Source organism: Tsukamurella sputi, from assembly GCF_007858445.1.
GTDB lineage: Bacteria > Actinomycetota > Actinomycetes > Mycobacteriales > Mycobacteriaceae > Tsukamurella > Tsukamurella sputi.
In genome coordinates this window covers 885,040-900,552 of record NZ_VIGV01000001.1, presented here as the reverse complement: position 1 = coordinate 900,552, position 15,513 = coordinate 885,040, and the positions used below count along the sequence as shown (strand labels likewise).

Here is a 15,513-nt window from a genome sequence, read left to right as displayed (position 1 = left end):
ATGGAGTAATCGTGGAGTAGCGTTGCCGTCGAGCGCGCGATCGGAGGTGGACCATGGCGGCGCAACGAGCCCTGACCCCGCTGGCGATCGCCGCGCTGGCCCTGCTCACCGAGCGGGACATGCATCCCTACGAGATGTTCACGACGATGACCGAGCGCCGCGAGGACCTCGTGGTCAAGCTCCGCGCCGGATCGCTCTACCACGCCGTGAACCGGCTGGCGGAGGACGGCATGGTCGTCGGCGTGGGCACGGAGCGCGACGGCAACCGGCCCGAGCGCACCACCTACGCGATCACCTCGGCGGGCCGGGAACGGCTGCAGGGCGCCGTCGAGGAACTGCTCGCCGAACCGGCCGAGGAGTACCCGAGCTTCCCGTTCGCGGTCTCCGAGGCGCACAACCTGGACCGTGACCGCGTGCGGGAGCTGTTCGCCGCGCGGCTGCACCGGCTCGAGGGGCAGGTCGCGGCGATGCGGGCGGGCCACGCCCGCGCGCTGGGCCACGCCGCCGAGATGCACCTGCTCGACCTGGACTACCTGATCGCCATGCGTACCGCCGAGGCCGATTGGCTCCGGCGCACCGTCGAACGACTCGACGACCAGACACTGGAATGGAAGGCGGCCTGTCATGACGAATGACGCCACCACCGGCGCGAAGCCGTACGATCCGGGCGCTCTGCCCGGCCTGCCCTCGGGCTACCGCCCCTGGCCCGCGCTCTGGGCGCTGGTCGTGGGCTTCTTCATGATCCTCGTCGACTCGACGATCGTCTCGGTCGCGACCGACGCGATCTGGATCGACCTCACCAAGGGGTCCGACCTCAACGGCGTCATCTGGGTGACCAGCGGATACCTGCTGGCCTACGTGGTGCCGCTGTTGCTCGCCGGACGCCTCGGCGACATGTACGGGCCGAAGCGGCTCTACCTCGTGGGACTGACGGTCTTCACGCTCTCGTCGGCCTGGTGCGGTCTCTCCGGTTCCATCGGCATGCTGATCGCCGCCCGCGTCGTACAGGGGCTCGGCGCCGCCCTGATGACGCCGCAGACGATGGCCGTCATCACCCGCACCTTCCCGGCGGCCAAGCGCGGCACCGCGATGGCGCTGTGGGGTTCGGTGGCCGGTGTCGCGATCCTCGTCGGCCCGCTGGCCGGCGGCGTGCTCGTGGACCGGCTCGGCTGGGAGTGGGTCTTCTTCGTCAACGTGCCCGTGGGCATCGCGGCCTTCATCGCCGCAGTGATCCTGGTGCCGAACCTGCCCACGCACAAGCACAAGCTGGACTTCCCCGGCATCGTGCTCAGCGCGCTCGGCCTGTTCCTGCTGACCTTCGGTCTGCAGGAGGGGCAGAAGGAGGACTGGTCGGCGGGGATCTGGGCGATGATCCTCGGTGGCCTGATCCTGCTCGTCGTGTTCGTGTGGTGGCAGTCGAAGGCGGCGGAGCCGCTCATGTCGCTGACCCTGTTCAAGGACCGGAACTTCTCCCTGGCCAATGCCGCGATCGCCTGCATGGGCTTCTCCGTGACCGGCATGTCGATCCCGCTGATGCTGTTCGCGCAGAAGTCGATGGGGCTCACGCCCACGCGCTCGGCGCTGCTGCTCATCCCGCTCGCCGTGATCTCCGGTGCGCTGGCGGCACCGTCGGGCAAGCTCGCCGACAAGGTGCACCCCAAGTTCCTCACGGGCTTCGGCTTCGCCGCGAACGCGGCGGCCCTGTTCTGGCTGGCCTTCGTCGCGCACGACACCACGCCCGTCATCGGCATCCTGGCCCCGATCGCGCTCATGGGCGTGGGCAACGCCTTCATCTGGGGCCCGCTCGCCGCGACCGCGAACCGGAACCTGCCGCTGCAACTGGCGGGTGCCGGGTCGGGCGTCTACAACATGACCCGTCAGGTGGGTGCCGTGCTCGGTAGCGCGGCCGTCGGCGTGCTCATGCAGCACCAGATCGAGGAGAAGTTCACCGCCGCGACCGGTCATGCGGCGAGCGGCGGGGGAGCGATGACGACCGGCGGCCTGCCGGCGATGCTGCGCGGCCCGTTCGCCGACGCGATGGGGTCGACGATCCTGCTGCCCGCCGCTGCGCTCGTGGTCGCCTTCGTGGTGGTGCAGTTCTTCGCCACGCCCACGCACCAGAAGGTCGCAGCGACCGAGGTCTCCGCCGAGAAGGTCTGATCTCCGGGAGGCTCACGGACGCGGGGCGAGCAGATCGCCCACACGCGCGACGTGAGCCTTCCAGGCGGCCCCCGTCGGCAGAGTCGACGGGGCCGCCGCGGCGAGCTGGGCGTGGCCGAGGTACACCGCGACCGCGGTGACCGCCGCGCTGCGCGCTGCGGCCTCGTCGTGTCCCGCCGCTCGGTACAGACCGGCGACGTACTCGACACGCCGCTCGGTCACGCGAGCCACCGCCGCCCCGACGCTCGGGTCGTCCACGGCGGAGAGCAGTTTGAGTTCCAGCGGCTCGCCGATACTGCCGAAGACCACCTGCAGCAGGTCGGTGAGCTGCTCAGGTGCTTCCGGGGCCGCGCTGGTGGCGGTGATGACCGCATCGGTGTGGGTCTTCTCCCACGCTTCCAGTGTCCGGTCCAGGAGCGCCCGCCGGTTCGCGAAGTGCCAGTAGAAGCTGCCCTTGGTGGCTCCGAGCCGTTGTGCGAGCGGTTCCACCGCAGCGGCGTCGAGCCCGCCCTCCGCGATGGCCTCCAGCGCCGCCGCGGTCCAGTCGTCCGCCGTGAGTCGCCGGCGGGGGGTGGTTCCGTCCATTTCCGTACGGTACCGTATGGATACCATACGGTACCGTACGGAAGAGGGCGACATGGCTGTCCACATTCACAACGTGCACGAACGCGTTCTCGCGGCGGACCCGGAGCGGGTCGCGCAGCTCCTCGAATCGATCGGCGGCCCCGAAGACCGTCTGTGGCCCGTCCCCGCCTGGGAACCGATGATCCTCGACGGTCCGCCGACTGTCGGCGCCGACGGCGGCCACGGACCGATCCGGTACCGCGTCGTGGAGGCGGAGCCGGGTCGATTGCGGTTCGCGTTCCACTCGATGCCCGGGATCGACGGTCATCACGAGATGGTCGTGGAGTCCACCGGTTCCGGCGCCACCAGGTTGCGACACGTGCTGGATTGTCGGGCTTCGGGGTGGATGCGCCTGGTGGCTCCCGCAGTCATCGAACCGATGCATGACGCGGTGCTGGAGGATCTGCTCGACAACGCCGAGCGTGAAGTCACGGGCACCGTCGTTCGGCCGGCACGATGGTCGCGGTGGGGCAGGCTACTCCGCGCGGCCCGGTCCGCGCCGGTCTCAGCTGTGCGGATACCTGCTGCGGCCGTTCTGGCCGGCCGGGACGGCGCGGAATGGGCGAACGTGCCGGGGGCACTCCTGGATGCGTTCCGGGTGCCCTTGCGCCGCGGCCAGTCCCGCGATCCCCAGTACTGGGCCGATGCGATCTTCCGGGACCCGCCTGCAGGGGTGCGAGCCGCAATGGCCCTGCGGCAGGCTCTGGTCGGGCTCGTCGGGATCGAAAGAGGAACACCGGAGGCGTTCGCCACGCTCGAACGGACCGATTCCGAGGTCCTGCTGGGCGAGGATGCCGGTCATCTTCGGTTCCGGGCATCCGTGCTCGTCGCCGACGATGCCGTGACGGTTTCGACCGTGGCGGCACCGTCGAATACACGTGGACGCGCGTACCTCGTCCCGGTGCGGCTGGTACACCCCTTCGTCGTCCGTGCCATGCTGCGCCACGCGCATCGGCGCGCGGCGCAGCAGGGGCGGGCTGAGCCGGGGGTCAGCTGATCCGGCGGCGGTAGGCGAGCGTCGCGCCGGCGTAGGCGAGCACCAGGATGCCCGTGCACCATGCGAGGGCGGAGACGAGATCGCCGGTGTCGACGGGGCGTTCGGCGAGCAGGGCGGAGATCGTGTTGACGATGGACGTCACCGGCTGGTGCTCGGCGAAGGCGCGCACCGGGCCGGGCATGGTGTCGGTGGGCACGAAGGCGGAGCTGATGAAGGGCAGGAAGATCAGTGGGTAGGAGAAGCCCGTAGCGCCGTCGACCGACTTCGCCGTCAGCCCGACCGCGACTGCGATCCACGTGAGAGCCAAGGTGAACAACGCGAGGATGCCGGCGACGCCGAGCCAGGCGAGCGGTCCGGCGGAGCTGCGGAATCCCATGATCAGCCCCACCCCGATGATGATGACCACTGTGATCGCGTTGGCCACCATCGAGGTGAGGACGTGCGCCCACAGCACCGAGGACCGCGCGATCGGCATGGATTGGAAGCGCTCGAAGATGCCGCCCTGCATATCGTTGAAGAGTCGCAGCGCCGTGTACGCGATGCCGGAAGCGATGGCCATCAACAGGATTCCGGGGAGCAGGTAGTTCACGTAGTTCGTATCGCCGGTGCTGCCCTTGATCGCGCCGCCGAAGACGTAGACGAACAGGAGCATCATGGCGATCGGGGTGATCGCGGTGGTGATGATGGTGTCGACGCTGCGGGTGATCTGCCGCAGTGATCGGCCCAGCAGGGCAACGGTATCGGAGACGGCGTAGGTGGTCATGATCGATCCTCCGTGGTCAGTGCGAGGAAGATCTCCTCGAGTGTGGGCTGCTTCTCGACGTATTCGACCTTCGCCGGCGGCAGCAGCTCCTTGAGTTCGGCGAGGGTTCCGTCGGCGATGATCCGCCCGTCGCGCAGGATCGCGATCCGGTCGGCCAGCTGCTCGGCCTCCTCCAGGTACTGCGTGGTCAGCAGGATGGTGGTGCCGCGGTCGGCGAGCCCCTTGACCACCTCCCAGACGTCGAGTCGCGCCTCCGGATCGAGACCGGTGGTGGGCTCGTCGAGGAAGATCACCGCCGGCGAGCCGATGAGGCTCATCGCGATGTCCAGGCGCCGTCGCATGCCGCCCGAGTAGGTCGCGACTTTGCGTCCGCCGGCGTCGGTGAGACGGAAGCGATCGAGGAGCTCGTCGGCGACGGCGCCGGGGTCGCTCTGGTGCCGCAGTCGCGCGATGAGGACCAGGTTCTCGCGGCCGGTGAGGATCTCGTCGACGGCCGCGAACTGTCCGGTGAGGCTGATGGATTCGCGCACCTGCTGTGCCTGTGTCGTCACGTCGTAGCCGTGCACGACGGCCGCGCCGGCGTCGGGGCGCAACAACGTGGACAGGATGCGGACCAGGGTGGTCTTACCCGCGCCGTTCGCGCCGAGCAGGGCGAAGATGCTGCCGGGCGCGACGTCGAGATCGACGCCGCGGAGTACCGGCAGGTCGCCGTACGACTTCTCGATACCGCGGATCTCGATCGCCGCGGTGGTGGTGATGGTCATGGTGTCTCCTGATCGTGGAGCGCGCTCAGCGGGCGCGCCGGATCTCGATGTCGCCGAACTTGGCCCGGGCGCGGACGGCGACGTGGTCGCCGATGGTGGGATCGGGGAGGCTCTCTTCGAGGTGGTTGCGGACGCGGCCCTCCTTGGAGGACAGGTCGAGCCAGGCCGGAACATCCTCCGCCACACCGACTGTGAGCCTGCCGTAGCTGCTCTCGATGTCGATGACGCCGGCGGAGACCTCGTTCAGGCTGATGGCTCCGTAGGCGGACCTGGCCGCGACGGACCCGGTGGCGCGGTCGATGTCGAGGTCGCCGTAGGAGAGGTTCGCCTCGACGCCGCCGTGCGTCTCGCCGATGCGGATGCTGCCGTAGGAGGCTTTGAGCCGGGCGTCGCCCGCGATCGTCGAGACGCGGATCTGCCCGTGGTCGGCCGTGATCTCGGCGGAACCGCCGATGTCGCCGACGGTGGCGTTGCCGTGCCCGGCGCGCAGCCAGACGTCGCCCGTCGTATCGAGCTCGACGGTGCCCGTCGTCGCCTTGATCCGGGTGGCACCGAGGCGGCCCTCGGTGCGGACGCCGCCGACGGTGCACTCGGCCGTGAACCGGGATCCGGTGGGCAGCTCGACGGTGACGTCCACCGACTCCGTCGCCCCGATCAGGCTCAGGAGGCCGAACTTCGGCTTGGGGCCGATCACGGTGAGCCGAGTGCCGTCGAACTCGACCCGGGTGGCCTCCGCGCCGCGGACGTCCGCCGCCTTGTTCGGGGAACTGGGGGCGACGGTGACGACGGTGTCCGTGCGATCGGTGGCGATCACCTCGATGTCGCCGACCTGCAGGTTGATGGCCAGGTCGATGGGCTCGGGGGTGGGGAAGGCGGGCATGAGAAGGGCCTTTCGTCAGGGTGTGGCCGGCCGACCCCGCGGGGTCGCGGGGTTTCGGCGGGTATTCGGTTGTGGTGTACGAGTGGGGCGGAGGCGGTCAGCGCGCCCAGCCGGCGAAGTCGTCGCCGGTGCGGAGCGCCCGCTGCGCGGTTCGCCGCTTGCGCGGGGCGAGGGCGGCGGCGACGGCCCGGACCAGCCAGGTGTTCACGGAGACGCCCTCGGCCGCCGCGGCTTCGTCGACCTGGGACTTGAGCGCATCGGGCAGGCGCAGCGTGGTGCGCGAGGTGCTGGTGTCGTCGAAATCGACGCCGGGGGAGGAGGGCTCGTCGTCCGGCTCGGCACGGGCCGCGGCGACGACGAACTCCACGTCGCGGCCTCGCAGGCGCAGGTCGACGGAGCCGGGCACCAGATCACGGGTGATCTCGGCGGTCGCGGCGGACAGGGCGTCCAGCAGCACCAGCCGGGTGGTGGCGTCGAGGGTGGCGGCCAGCCGCTCGGCGGTGGCTCGGGCATCGTCGACCCCGTTGTCGCCGGCGTCGACGAAATCGCGCTCGGCGGCCGTGATCAGCTGGCGTTGGAGGTCGGTGACGAAGGGCGTGATGTCCATGACGTCAACTATGACACCATCGTGGTGTCACGTCAATATCGCGAGGTGCGCGCCGGTGGGAAATGGTGTGTCGCCGCAGGTCACGCGCGATCGTCGGCGAGGGCGCTGAGGGTGTCGAGCCGCGTGGAGCGTGCGGCGAGTGTGTTCAGATCGTCCAGCATGGTGTCGAGTCGATCGGGTCCGATCCGGACGGCCCAGGCGTCGCGAACGGCCTGAAAGGCCTCCGCGCTGGCGCGCAGCATCGCTCGTCCGTGCTCGGTCGGGGTGACGAGCCGACGCCGGCCGTCGTCCGGATCCGGTTCGACGGCGGCGTAATCGAGGTCGACGAGGCGTGCGATGGTCTTGGCGGCGGCCTGCTTGGTCACCCCGAGGGCGGTGGCGATCTCGCCGGCGGTCGAGCCCGCGCCGATCGCCTGCATCGCGAAACCGTCCCGCGGACGGGCCTCGGGGTATCCCCGCTCGGCCAGGATGCGGTGCGCCTCGTCGACCGACTCACGGAAGCCGGCCAGGAGGAGGACTGGTAATTCGTATCCGGGCCTCGACATCGGTCCTCCTCTTGTTCGGTCAACCCGGTTGACTGTATCGTGGCGAAAGTAGTCAATCTGGTTGTCTAATGAAGGAGGTGTGCGCATGGCGTTCACGGTGCACACGGTCGAGACCGCGCCGCCCGAGTCCCGGGAGGCGCTCGCGGCGATCCGTGCGAAATTCGGAGGCGTTCCCCGGGCAGCCGCGATCCAGGCGGAGTCGCCGACCCTGCTCAACGGATTCCGCGCGGCGAGTGCGGCGTTCGAGGCGACATCGCTGCCTCCGGAGGTGCGGGAGGCGGTGATCCTCGCGGTGGCACACCGCAACGGCTGCGAGACCTGCGTGCGGATCCATACCGGCGAGCTGTCCCGGATCGGCCGTGCGGACGTCGCACAGGACCTCGACGCGGGCACGCCGCCACGCGACCCCGCCGTCGCGGCGGCGATCGCCTTCGTGGGCCGGCTGTTCGGCGGTGCCGGGCGGGTGGGCGACGCCGAACTGCAGGAGTTCCTGGACGCGGGCTTCACCCGCCGCGACGCGCTGGACATCGTCTTCGGGGTGGGTGTCTACACCGCCTCGACCTTCGCGAACCGCCTCGTCGGTGCCTGATCGGCCCGGGGGCCGTCGAATCCGGCTACTGCGCGAACGGGCCGCCGGACGTGAAGACGAGGTCTCCGAAGCGGGTGCCGATCAGCTGGTGCGTGGCGGCATCGGGGTGCAGCCCGTCGGGCAGTGGTAGGCGTGCGTTGTCGTCCGGGCCGTACAGGGCGCGTCCGTCGAGCAGGTGCAGGTTCGGATCCTCACCGGACCGGTCCGCGACGATCCGGGCGAGCTCGTCCCGGATGACCGTCAGCGTCAGCTTCCCGGCGCGGACCTCTGCGGGGTCGCCGGTGGCCTCGAACCGCACGCCGCCGCCGTCGGCCGGGACGGGCATGACCGGGCCGGGCGTGTGCTCCTGGATCGGGCACAGGATGGGCGAGACCACGAGCAGCGGCGTGCTGGGATGCCCGTCGCGGATCGTGTCGAGGGCGCCGTGGACCGCCGGCGTGAAGGCGCGCAGGCGCATCACGTCGCCGTTCGCGAGGTTGATGCCGATCTTGAGGCTGATCAGGTCGGCGGCGGCGTCGCGGATGGCACGGGCGACGAACGGATCCAGCAGGGCGCTGCCGCCGAAGCCCAGGTTCACGAGGTCGACGCCGCTCGTGCGCGCCGCGATCGCGGGCCACGTGCCCGTCGGGTGCGTGGCGCCGGAGCCGTGGCTGATCGAACTGCCGTGGTGCAGCCAGCGGCGCCCGCGCGACGGCTGCGGCACCACCGGGGCGTTCGTCCGCAGCGCGATGAGCTCCGTGACCTCGTTGTGCGGCAGCCAGATCTCGACGTCCTTCTCGCCCGGGGCCAGGTCGTCGAAGCGCGCGACGCCCGTGGGCCCCGCGGTGAACTCCGCCTCCTGCGTGACCATGTCGACGACGGTGTCGACGTTGCCCTCCGGCACCGTCGTGCGCCCGGCGGGGAGGCCGTCGATGACGAGGTCGTAGGCACCGTCGGGCAGCGCGGGAAGGCCCGCGTACGCGCGTTTGGTCGGCAGCGTCTCGAGCTCGATGACAGTGGCGGCCGTCCGGAGAACGAGGCGCACCCCCGACGGCTGCGCTTCGGCGGAGGCGAGCCGCGCGTCCGGGATGCGGCGACGGGCCGCGGCGGGAAGCCGGTGGGGGAGGTGGCCGCGCGCCGTCCGCTCGAGGTCCAGATGCCCGCGCAGCAGGGTCGCGTCGATCGGGGTGTCGAGCAGTTCCACGGGCGGCCTCTCCTCGGATGAAGGAACGCCCCGGACCTCGGCTGAGGTCCGGGGCGTTCCGGGCTGCAGTAAAGCTTCTAGCGGCTGAACAGGAGGGCGCGCTTGACCTCCTGGATGGCCTTCGTCACCTGGATGCCGCGGGGGCACGCGTCGGTGCAGTTGAAGGTGGTGCGGCAGCGCCACACGCCGTCGACGCCGTTGAGGATCTCGAGGCGCTCGGCGGCGCCCTCGTCGCGGCTGTCGAAGATGAAGCGGTGCGCGTTCACGATGGCCGCGGGACCGAAGTACGAGCCGTCCATCCAGTACACCGGGCAGCTGGTGGTGCAGCAGGCGCAGAGGATGCACTTGGTGGTGTCGTCGAAGCGCTCACGGTCCGTGGGGGACTGGATGCGCTCGCGGGTCGGCTCGTTGCCCGAGGTCATCAGGAAGGGCTTCACGGCGCGGAAGGCGTCGAAGAAGGGCTCCATGTCCACGACGAGGTCCTTCTCCACGGGCAGGCCGCGGATGGGCTCGACGGTGATGGTGATGTCCTTGCCCTCCTGCAGGAAGTCCTTCATCAGCATCTTGCAGGCGAGGCGGTTGACGCCGTTGATGCGCATGGCGTCCGAGCCGCACACGCCGTGGGCGCACGAGCGACGGAAGGTCAGGGTGCCGTCGAGGTAGCCCTTGATGTACAGGAGCAGGTTCAGGAACCGGTCCGAGGGGAGCGCGGGGACGCGGTAGCTCTGCCAACCGGCCGCGTCGGGATCCTCCGGGTTGAACCGGTAGACCTTGATCGTGACCATCGTGGAGCCGGGGGGAACCGGCGGCTGCACGGACGCGGGGGTGTCAACTGCGGCGGTCATCAGTACTTACGCTCCATCGGCTCGTAGCGGGTCTGCACGACGGGCTTGGTGTCGAGACGGATCCCGGACTCCAGGCCCTCGCCCTCCTTGTACGCCATGGTGTGCACCATGAAGTTGTCGTCGTCCCGGTTCGGGTAGTCCTCGCGGGCGTGGCCGCCGCGGGTCTCCTTGCGGTTGAGGGCGCCGACGACGGTGACCTCGGCCAGCTCGAGCAGGAAGCCGAGCTCGATCGCCTCGAGCAGGTCGCTGTTGAAGCGCTTGCCCTTGTCGGTGACGGTGACGTGCTCGTAGCGCTTCTTGAGGGCGCGGACGTCCTCGAGAGCCTGGGTGAGGGTCTTCTCGGTGCGGAAGACGGCGGCGTTGTTGTCCATCGTCTGCTGCAGCTCGGTGCGGATGGCCATCACGTTCTCGTTGCCGTGATCGCTGAGCATCGCAGCGACCCAGTTCTCCACCATCTCCGCCGGGTTCTCCGGCAGCGGCACGAAATCGTGCGTCTTGGCGTACTCCGCGGCGGCGATGCCGGAGCGGCGGCCGAAGACGTTGATGTCCAGCAGCGAGTTGGTGCCCAGGCGGTTGGCGCCGTGCACCGAGACGCAGGCGCACTCGCCCGCGGCGTACAGGCCGGGGACGACGTGCTCGTTGTCGCGCAGCACCTCACCGTGGATGTTGGTGGGGATGCCGCCCATGACGTAGTGGCACGTCGGGTACACGGGCACGAGCTCGGTGACGGGATCGACGCCGAGGTAGGTGCGCGAGAACTCCATGATGTCCGGCAGCTTCGCCATCAGTGTCTCCTCGGGGATGTGCGTGACATCCAGGAGCACGTAGTCCTTGTTCGGGCCGGCGCCGCGGCCCTCCAGCACCTCGAGCACCATCGAGCGGGCGACGATGTCGCGCGGCGCGAGGTCCTTGATGGTGGGCGCGTAACGCTCCATGAAGCGCTCGCCGTCGACGTTGCGGAGGATGCCGCCCTCGCCGCGGACGCCCTCGGTGATGAGGATGCCCAGGCCCGCGAGGCCCGTCGGGTGGAACTGGTGGAACTCCATGTCCTCCAGGGGCAGGCCCTTGCGGAAGACGATGCCCATGCCGTCACCGGTGAGGGTGTGGGCGTTGGAGGTGGTCTTGTACATGCGGCCCGAGCCGCCGGTGGCGAAGATGATCGCCTTGGCGTGGAAGACGTGGATCTCGCCGGTCGCGAGCTCGTAGGCCACGGCTCCGGTGGCCACGGGCCCGTCCTCGGTCTCGGTCAGGGCGATGTCGAGCACGTAGAACTCGTTGAAGAACTCCACGTCGTGCTTGACGCAGTTCTGGTACAGCGTCTGCAGGATCATGTGACCGGTGCGGTCCGCGGCGTAGCAGGCGCGGCGCACGGGCGCCTTGCCGTGGTCGCGGGTGTGGCCGCCGAAGCGGCGCTGATCGATCTTGCCCTCGGGGGTGCGGTTGAAGGGCAGGCCCATCTTCTCGAGGTCGAGCACCGCGTCGATGGCCTCCTTGGCCATGATCTCCGCGGCGTCCTGGTCGACGATGTAGTCGCCGCCCTTGACCGTGTCGAAGGTGTGCCACTCCCAGTTGTCCTCCTCGACGTTGGCCAGGGAGGCGCACATGCCGCCCTGCGCCGCGCCGGTGTGCGAACGCGTGGGGTAGAGCTTGGTGAGCACCGCGGTGCGGGCACGCGGCCCGGCCTCGATGGCCGCGCGCATACCGGCGCCGCCGGCGCCGATGATCACCACGTCGTAACGATGTTCCTGCATGATGCGGGTGAGTCCTTCCTGGCCGTTACTTGGCGGTGGGCACGGATGCCGGATCGAACGAGAGGAGCGCGTACGAGCCGAGGCCGACCACGAGGATCATCGACAGCACGAGCAGGGTCTTGAGCCAGAACCGGGTGCGGTCCTTGCGGGCGTAGTCGTCGATGATCACGCGCAGGCCGTTGCCGCCGTGCAGCTGCGCGAGCCACAGCATCGTGATGTCCCAGATCTGCCAGAAGGGGCTGGCCCAGCGCTGCGCGACGAAGGCGGCGCTGATCCGGTGCACGCCCTGGCTGTCCAGCGCGAGCATGATGAAGACGTGCCCGAAGACGAGCACGAGGAGGGCGACGCCCGAGAAACGCATGAACAGCCAGGCGTACTTCTCGAAGTTGCCGGACGCCGGACGGTGCGGCGAGCGCGGGTTGTCGAGCGAGGCGGGGCGGTCGTACTGCTTGAGCAGCGTCTTGGCCAGCTTGGGTTCGTTCGCAGTGGTCATGTTGTTCGTCCCCCTCAGCCTGCGTGCGAGATCATGATGTAGAGCAGGCGCGCAGCCATGCCGGCGCCGGTGATGAGGAAGACCGTCCAGACCGCGATCGACATCGCCTTCTGGTACTGCACGCCCTTGCTCCAGAAGTCCACGAGGATCACGCGGACGCCGTTGAGGGCGTGGAACAGGATGGCCATCACGAGGCCGATCTCGAGCAGACCGATGATCGGCGTCTTGTACGTCTTGATGATCGCGTCGTACGCCTCGGGATCGATGCGGATCACCGCGGTGTCGAGGACGTGGACGAACAGGAAGAAGAAGATGGTGACGCCGCTGATGCGGTGCAGCACCCAGTTCAACATGCCCGGATCGCCCTTGTAGAGGGAGACGCGGCGCGGCTCCTCGGCGGCCGCCACCTCGGTACTACTGCTCATCGAGTCCTGCCTTCGACATCGTTTCTTGGATACGGCCGACATCGATCGACGAGAAGGCTGAGCCCTCGCGCCGGCGTCGATCGCGACGTATACCTGAACCCACGCCTTGACCTTAAACCCACCGGAATGTGGAATCGAAACCACGGTCCCGATCCATTGGGGCCGAACAGATTTAGTTAGGTATGCCTGACCGAAATTGATTCGGAATCAACAAGCCTCCGGAAAGGAGTGATCGGCCTTGCCCGATATCGACTGGGAGGCATTGCGGCGCACCGCCGTCGACGCCATGGGGCGGGCCTACGCCCCCTATTCGAAGTACCCCGTGGGGGCGGCAGCGCTCACCGACGACGGACGCGTGGTGTCCGGTTGCAATGTGGAGAATGTCTCATACGGCTTGACCCTCTGTGCAGAATGCGGGCTCGTGAGCGCCCTCCATTCCACGGGCGGTGGGCGCCTGCTCGCCTTCACGTGCACCAACGCCAACGGCGATGTCCTGCTGCCCTGCGGGCGCTGCCGGCAACTGCTGTACGAGCACGGCGGCGGCGATCTCCTGGTAGACCACAGATCCGGCCCGATGCCGCTGAGCCGCCTGCTGCCCGATGCCTTCGGGCCCGACGACATGAACGAGGTGACCCGATGACCGAGGTCTTCGACGCAGTCTCCGTGATCGCGACCAAGCGCGACGGAAAGGCCCTGTCCGACGGCCAGATCGACTGGGTGATCGACAGGTTCACCACCGGCGAGGTCGCCGACTATCAGATGTCCGCGCTCGCGATGGCGATCTTCCTCAACGGCATGGACCGCCGGGAGATCGCCCGCTGGACCGCCGCCATGATCGCCAGCGGTGAGCGGATGGACTTCTCCGGGCTCCGTCGCGACGGCCGCGCCCTGGCCACCACCGACAAGCACTCCACCGGTGGCGTCGGCGACAAGATCACCCTGCCGCTGACCCCGCTCGTCGCGTCCTACGGCGTCGCGGTGCCGCAGCTCTCGGGCCGCGGCCTCGGCCACACCGGCGGCACCCTCGACAAGCTCGAGGCCATCGAAGGCTGGCGCGCCGACCTGACCAACGAGCAGATGTTCGACCAGCTGGAGAAGGTCGGTGGCGTGATCTGCGCCGCCGGCTCGGGCCTCGCGCCCGCCGACAAGAAGCTCTACGCCCTGCGCGATGTGACCAGCACCGTCGAGGCCATCCCTCTGATCGCCAGCTCGATCATGAGCAAGAAGATCGCCGAGGGCACCGCGTCGCTGGTGCTCGACGTCAAGGTGGGCAAGGGCGCCTTCATGAAGACCGCGGAGCAGGCGCGCGAGCTCGCGGAGACCATGGTCGCGCTCGGTCACGACTCGGGCGTGAACACCGTCGCTCTGCTCACCGACATGTCCACCCCGCTCGGCCGCACCGCCGGCAACGGCCTCGAGGTCGCCGAGTCGCTCGAGGTGCTGGCGGGCGGCGGACCGTCGGACGTGGTGGAGCTGACGCTCGCGCTGGCGAGGGAGATGCTCGCTCTCGCGGGCGTCGACGCCGACCCCGCCGAGCATCTCGCGAACGGGCGGGCCATGGACAGCTGGAGGGCGATGATCGCGGCCCAGGGCGGCGATCCCGATGCGCCGCTGCCCGTCGCGCAGCACACCCGCACCGTCGCGGCGCCCGCCTCCGGCGTGCTCACCGAACTGGATGCCATGGGCGTGGGCATCGCCGCGTGGCGTCTCGGCGCGGGCCGCGAGCGGCAGGGCGAGCCCGTGCAGGCCGGGGCCGGCGTCACCTGGCACGCGACCGTCGGTGACACCGTGACGGCGGGCGAGCCGCTGTTCACCCTGCACACTGATACTCCGGAGAAGTTCGACGGTGCCGTCGCCGCACTCGAGGGCGCCGCCGTCATCGGCGAGTCCGCGGCGCCGCGCGGCTCGCTCGTCCTCGACCGGGTGACCGCCGAGGGGTGACGGTCAGGGATTCATGACGCGGACGGGGGCGCCCGCGAGGTAGGCGCGGACGTCCTCGGCCGCGTCGGCGTAGAAGATCCGGTACTGCTGCTCGGTGACGTAGCCGACGTGGCCCGTGAGCACCGAGTTCGGCAGGTCCCGCAGCGGGTCGTCCGTGGCCAGCGGCTCGGAGTCGAAGACGTCGAGGGCGAGGCGGATGTCGCCGCGACGGGCGGCCTCGGCGGCGGCGGGGGTGTCGAGAACGCCTGCGCGCGACGTGTTCACCAAGAGCGCGCCGGGTTTCATCCGCGCGATGTCCGCGGCGCCGACGATGCCGCGTGAGCGCTCCGAGAGCACGTAGTGGATCGTGACCACGTCGGCACGGTCGAACAGTTCCTCCTTGCTCACGACGGTGGCGCCCACCTCCGCCGCGCGGTCGGCGTCGATGTTGCTCGACCACGCGATCACCTCGGCGCGGAAGGCGGTCGCGACCCGGGCGACCCGCCGGCCGAGCCCGCCGAGCCCGACGATGCCGATGGTGCTCTCGTGCAGTTCCTTCCCGACGGTGCTCTGCCACCGGCCGGCGCGGATGTTCGCGTCCTCCTCCGGGACGTGCCGCAGCGCCGCCAGGATCAGCGCCCACGTGTGTTCCGCAGCCGCGGCGGGCCGGTACCCCGTGTGGCACACGGTGATCCCCAATTCGGATGCTGCGGCGACGTCGATCGCCGCATTGCGGCGCCCCGTCGACACCAGGAGCCGCAGGCGGGGCAGGGAGCGCAGCACCTCCGCGGGGAACCGGGTGCGCTCGCGCATCGCGATCACCCCGTCGAAGTCCGCGAGCTGCGTCGCGACATCGGTGAGCGGCTCGGTGAAGACGGTGACGTCGAGCCCGGAGAAGTCGCCGAACCGGCGGGAGACGTCCTGGTAGTCGTCGAGGATCGCGATGCGCATGCCGTCCACGCTAGTG

18 protein-coding genes are annotated in these 15,513 nt (G+C 69.6%); 6 read left to right on the top strand and 12 right to left on the bottom strand.

From position 1 onward, the window contains the following. The first annotated feature begins 53 nt into the window (after positions 1 to 53). Both FK268_RS04390 and FK268_RS04385 read left to right on the top strand, forming a co-directional pair. Complete coding sequence (locus FK268_RS04390; RefSeq protein ID WP_146431447.1) at positions 54 to 635, top strand: PadR family transcriptional regulator; 582 nt, start codon at positions 54 to 56, stop codon at positions 633 to 635. Beyond that, the gene (locus tag FK268_RS04385; RefSeq protein WP_146431445.1) at positions 625 to 2,160 is read left to right on the top strand and encodes a DHA2 family efflux MFS transporter permease subunit; all 1,536 of its coding nucleotides are present in this window, start codon (positions 625 to 627) and stop codon (positions 2,158 to 2,160) included. Before FK268_RS04390 ends, FK268_RS04385 begins: the two co-directional genes overlap by 11 nt. A 12-nt stretch (positions 2,161 to 2,172) precedes the next feature. On the opposite strand, the gene FK268_RS04380 is transcribed toward FK268_RS04385, so the two are convergent. Next, a complete protein-coding gene (locus tag FK268_RS04380) occupies positions 2,173 to 2,745 on the bottom strand; it encodes a TetR/AcrR family transcriptional regulator (protein ID WP_146431443.1) in 573 nt (190 codons plus the stop codon). Positions 2,746 to 2,797: 52 nt separating this feature from the next. Between FK268_RS04380 and FK268_RS04375 the strand changes: the two genes are divergently transcribed. Beyond that, a complete protein-coding gene (locus FK268_RS04375; RefSeq protein ID WP_146431441.1) occupies positions 2,798 to 3,781 on the top strand; it encodes a DUF2867 domain-containing protein in 984 nt (327 codons plus the stop codon). Here the strand turns inward: FK268_RS04375 and FK268_RS04370 are convergent. The 5 genes from FK268_RS04370 to FK268_RS04350 all read right to left on the bottom strand — a co-directional run bounded on the left by FK268_RS04370 (position 3,774) and on the right by FK268_RS04350 (position 7,340). Then, complete coding sequence (locus tag FK268_RS04370) at positions 3,774 to 4,544, bottom strand: ABC transporter permease (RefSeq protein WP_146431439.1); 771 nt, start codon at positions 4,542 to 4,544, stop codon at positions 3,774 to 3,776. The two genes, FK268_RS04375 and FK268_RS04370, sit on opposite strands and share 8 nt — an antisense overlap. Further along, positions 4,541 to 5,308: an ABC transporter ATP-binding protein gene (locus FK268_RS04365; RefSeq protein WP_146431437.1), complete on the bottom strand. Its 768-nt coding sequence runs from the start codon at positions 5,306 to 5,308 to the stop codon at positions 4,541 to 4,543. The genes FK268_RS04370 and FK268_RS04365 overlap by 4 nt, the downstream gene beginning before the upstream one ends. A 25-nt stretch (positions 5,309 to 5,333) precedes the next feature. Beyond that, positions 5,334 to 6,188, bottom strand: a complete 855-nt coding sequence (locus tag FK268_RS04360) for a DUF4097 family beta strand repeat-containing protein (protein ID WP_146431435.1) — start codon at positions 6,186 to 6,188, stop codon at positions 5,334 to 5,336. A gap of 97 nt (positions 6,189 to 6,285) precedes the next feature. After that, complete coding sequence (locus FK268_RS04355) at positions 6,286 to 6,795, bottom strand: toxin-antitoxin system HicB family antitoxin (protein WP_146431433.1); 510 nt, start codon at positions 6,793 to 6,795, stop codon at positions 6,286 to 6,288. An 80-nt stretch (positions 6,796 to 6,875) separates the two neighbouring features. Next, positions 6,876 to 7,340 (bottom strand): MarR family winged helix-turn-helix transcriptional regulator, encoded by a 465-nt coding sequence (locus FK268_RS04350; protein WP_146431431.1) that lies wholly within the window; start codon positions 7,338 to 7,340, stop codon positions 6,876 to 6,878. 85 nt (positions 7,341 to 7,425) lie between these two features. Here FK268_RS04350 and FK268_RS04345 point away from each other — a divergent pair, with 85 nt between their 5' ends. After that, positions 7,426 to 7,929, top strand: a complete 504-nt coding sequence (locus FK268_RS04345; protein WP_146431429.1) for a carboxymuconolactone decarboxylase family protein — start codon at positions 7,426 to 7,428, stop codon at positions 7,927 to 7,929. A 25-nt stretch (positions 7,930 to 7,954) separates the two neighbouring features. Here FK268_RS04345 and FK268_RS04340 read toward each other — a convergent pair whose 3' ends face one another. The 5 genes from FK268_RS04340 to sdhC all read right to left on the bottom strand — a co-directional run bounded on the left by FK268_RS04340 (position 7,955) and on the right by sdhC (position 12,626). Then, the gene (locus FK268_RS04340; RefSeq protein ID WP_146431427.1) at positions 7,955 to 9,112 is read right to left on the bottom strand and encodes an SGNH/GDSL hydrolase family protein; all 1,158 of its coding nucleotides are present in this window, start codon (positions 9,110 to 9,112) and stop codon (positions 7,955 to 7,957) included. Between the two features lie 77 nt (positions 9,113 to 9,189). Beyond that, entirely contained in the window at positions 9,190 to 9,957 is a 768-nt protein-coding gene (locus FK268_RS04335; RefSeq protein ID WP_068528814.1) for a succinate dehydrogenase iron-sulfur subunit, read from the bottom strand. Next, positions 9,957 to 11,708 carry a succinate dehydrogenase flavoprotein subunit gene (sdhA, locus tag FK268_RS04330; RefSeq protein WP_146431425.1) on the bottom strand — a complete coding sequence of 584 codons (1,752 nt, stop codon included), beginning with the start codon at positions 11,706 to 11,708 and terminating at the stop codon, positions 9,957 to 9,959. The genes FK268_RS04335 and sdhA overlap by 1 nt, the downstream gene beginning before the upstream one ends. A gap of 25 nt (positions 11,709 to 11,733) precedes the next feature. Continuing rightward, entirely contained in the window at positions 11,734 to 12,201 is a 468-nt protein-coding gene (locus FK268_RS04325) for a succinate dehydrogenase hydrophobic membrane anchor subunit (RefSeq protein ID WP_146431423.1), read from the bottom strand. A 14-nt stretch (positions 12,202 to 12,215) separates the two neighbouring features. Beyond that, complete coding sequence (sdhC, locus tag FK268_RS04320; RefSeq protein WP_146431421.1) at positions 12,216 to 12,626, bottom strand: succinate dehydrogenase, cytochrome b556 subunit; 411 nt, start codon at positions 12,624 to 12,626, stop codon at positions 12,216 to 12,218. Between the two features lie 238 nt (positions 12,627 to 12,864). Between sdhC and FK268_RS04315 the strand changes: the two genes are divergently transcribed. Next, on the top strand, positions 12,865 to 13,266 hold the full coding sequence (locus FK268_RS04315; RefSeq protein WP_146431419.1) for a cytidine deaminase: 402 nt from the start codon (positions 12,865 to 12,867) through the stop codon (positions 13,264 to 13,266). Then, positions 13,263 to 14,567, top strand: a complete 1,305-nt coding sequence (locus tag FK268_RS04310; RefSeq protein WP_146431418.1) for a thymidine phosphorylase — start codon at positions 13,263 to 13,265, stop codon at positions 14,565 to 14,567. The genes FK268_RS04315 and FK268_RS04310 overlap by 4 nt, the downstream gene beginning before the upstream one ends. Before the next feature lie 3 nt (positions 14,568 to 14,570). On the opposite strand, the gene FK268_RS04305 is transcribed toward FK268_RS04310, so the two are convergent. Continuing rightward, positions 14,571 to 15,497: a D-2-hydroxyacid dehydrogenase family protein gene (locus tag FK268_RS04305; protein WP_146431416.1), complete on the bottom strand. Its 927-nt coding sequence runs from the start codon at positions 15,495 to 15,497 to the stop codon at positions 14,571 to 14,573. Between the last annotated feature and the right edge of the window lie 16 nt (positions 15,498 to 15,513).

Coding starts and splice junctions, on each gene's coding strand:
- FK268_RS04390 (WP_146431447.1), top strand. CDS start 54: ATGGCGGCGCAACGAGCCCTGACCCCGCTGGCGATCGCCGCGCTGGCC.
- FK268_RS04385 (WP_146431445.1), top strand. CDS start 625: ATGACGAATGACGCCACCACCGGCGCGAAGCCGTACGATCCGGGCGCT.
- FK268_RS04380 (WP_146431443.1), bottom strand. CDS start 2,745: ATGGACGGAACCACCCCCCGCCGGCGACTCACGGCGGACGACTGGACC.
- FK268_RS04375 (WP_146431441.1), top strand. CDS start 2,798: ATGGCTGTCCACATTCACAACGTGCACGAACGCGTTCTCGCGGCGGAC.
- FK268_RS04370 (WP_146431439.1), bottom strand. CDS start 4,544: ATGACCACCTACGCCGTCTCCGATACCGTTGCCCTGCTGGGCCGATCA.
- FK268_RS04365 (WP_146431437.1), bottom strand. CDS start 5,308: ATGACCATCACCACCACCGCGGCGATCGAGATCCGCGGTATCGAGAAG.
- FK268_RS04360 (WP_146431435.1), bottom strand. CDS start 6,188: ATGCCCGCCTTCCCCACCCCCGAGCCCATCGACCTGGCCATCAACCTG.
- FK268_RS04355 (WP_146431433.1), bottom strand. CDS start 6,795: ATGGACATCACGCCCTTCGTCACCGACCTCCAACGCCAGCTGATCACG.
- FK268_RS04350 (WP_146431431.1), bottom strand. CDS start 7,340: ATGTCGAGGCCCGGATACGAATTACCAGTCCTCCTCCTGGCCGGCTTC.
- FK268_RS04345 (WP_146431429.1), top strand. CDS start 7,426: ATGGCGTTCACGGTGCACACGGTCGAGACCGCGCCGCCCGAGTCCCGG.
- FK268_RS04335 (WP_068528814.1), bottom strand. CDS start 9,957: ATGACCGCCGCAGTTGACACCCCCGCGTCCGTGCAGCCGCCGGTTCCC.
- sdhA (WP_146431425.1), bottom strand. CDS start 11,708: ATGCAGGAACATCGTTACGACGTGGTGATCATCGGCGCCGGCGGCGCC.
- FK268_RS04325 (WP_146431423.1), bottom strand. CDS start 12,201: ATGACCACTGCGAACGAACCCAAGCTGGCCAAGACGCTGCTCAAGCAG.
- sdhC (WP_146431421.1), bottom strand. CDS start 12,626: ATGAGCAGTAGTACCGAGGTGGCGGCCGCCGAGGAGCCGCGCCGCGTC.
- FK268_RS04310 (WP_146431418.1), top strand. CDS start 13,263: ATGACCGAGGTCTTCGACGCAGTCTCCGTGATCGCGACCAAGCGCGAC.
- FK268_RS04305 (WP_146431416.1), bottom strand. CDS start 15,497: ATGCGCATCGCGATCCTCGACGACTACCAGGACGTCTCCCGCCGGTTC.